Origin of the sequence: Hydrogenophaga sp., from assembly GCF_965657535.1 — a bacterium.
Lineage (GTDB): Bacteria > Pseudomonadota > Gammaproteobacteria > Burkholderiales > Burkholderiaceae_C > Hydrogenophaga.
In genome coordinates this window covers 1-1,119 of sequence record NZ_CBFHOP010000020.1, presented here as the reverse complement: position 1 = coordinate 1,119, position 1,119 = coordinate 1, and the positions used below count along the sequence as shown (strand labels likewise).

1 protein-coding gene is annotated in these 1,119 nt (G+C 57.5%); it reads right to left on the bottom strand.

What is annotated here, in order from left to right; genetic code table 11:
- Positions 1 to 25: 25 nt before the first annotated feature.
- Positions 26 to 1,063, bottom strand: coding sequence for an IS630 family transposase (locus ACTG4K_RS18495; RefSeq protein WP_439115693.1), 1,038 nt, complete (start codon positions 1,061 to 1,063; stop codon positions 26 to 28).
- Positions 1,064 to 1,119 lie beyond the last annotated feature (56 nt).

Below are 1,119 nucleotides of genomic sequence, written 5' to 3'. Positions count from 1 at the left end.
CCTATTGATGCGGCCCTGTGAAGTCTTAAGCTGCATAGCGGACGCGATGGTCCTGGAAGTAGCTCATGACGCGCTCGGGGTTTTGCTCCAGCATCGCCATGTGATCATTGGTCGCATCGCGTAACTTGGCCTTGGTTCGCACCGGCACGCGCTTGCCCATCTCCTGCTTCAAGTCCGCATTGAGCCGCTCCTCTGGGTTGAGCTGTGGGCTGTAGCTGGGCAGGTAGAACAATTCGATCTGGTCCTGCCGCGCAGCCACCCAAGCCTTCACAAGCTTGCTGTGGTGGACCCGCAGGTTGTCCAGGATCAGAAAGACTTTTTTGCCCGCGTCTTTGATCAAAGCTTGCAGAAACTCAATCAGTTTCTCGGCATCGAAAGCCTCGTCAATGATCATCCAACGCGTCTTGCCCTGGTTGGTCACCGTGGCAATCATGGAGAGCTTTTGACGGGTACCGCCCACGGCCATGGCCACCGGTGTTTTGCCCGCTGGTGCAAAGCTTCTGCCGCGCACATCGGTGTTGACCAAGGCCGTCTCATCGCCCCAGTGAATCTCGGCCCCCTCGGCCCTGGCGCGCTGCTCGATGCCAGGGTATTCGCCCTCCAACCAAGCCTGCACGGCAGCAGGGCTTTGCTCGTAGGCGCGCTTGATGGGCTTTTGCGGTGTGAAGCCCCAGCGGGTGAGGTACTTGCCGATGCTGCGCACTTGCAGCTTGATGCCAAATTCCTGTTCGATGAGCTGGCCCACTGCGGCCCGGCTCCACAAGCTGAAATCCATTTTGAGCTGCTCGGGGCGTTTGTCGATGATCAGACGCTGGATGGTGTCTTCCTGCGCCTGACTGAGCACCCGGCCATCGCCTCTGGCTCGTCCACGAACAGCGGGACGTATCGCACCCCAGCCGCCAGCGTCAAATAGATCGATAGCAGTGCGTACTGTCGGGTAGCTCAGCCCCGTCATCGTGACGATCTGCATGATCTTGGTGCCTTGTCTGTACAGCCTCACAACTTGCTTGCGGCGTTCGTGAAGTTGCTCCAGTGTCTGACTTCTTGCGCTTTCTTTTTCCATGATTCTCTGATCACGAAAACCAGACAAAGTTCAGACTTTATCAGGCCTTATCTATA

Bases quoted from the DNA above. Each gene is read 5' to 3' on its own strand.
- ACTG4K_RS18495 (WP_439115693.1), bottom strand. From the start codon at position 1,063: ATGGAAAAAGAAAGCGCAAGAAGTCAGACACTGGAGCAACTTCACGAA.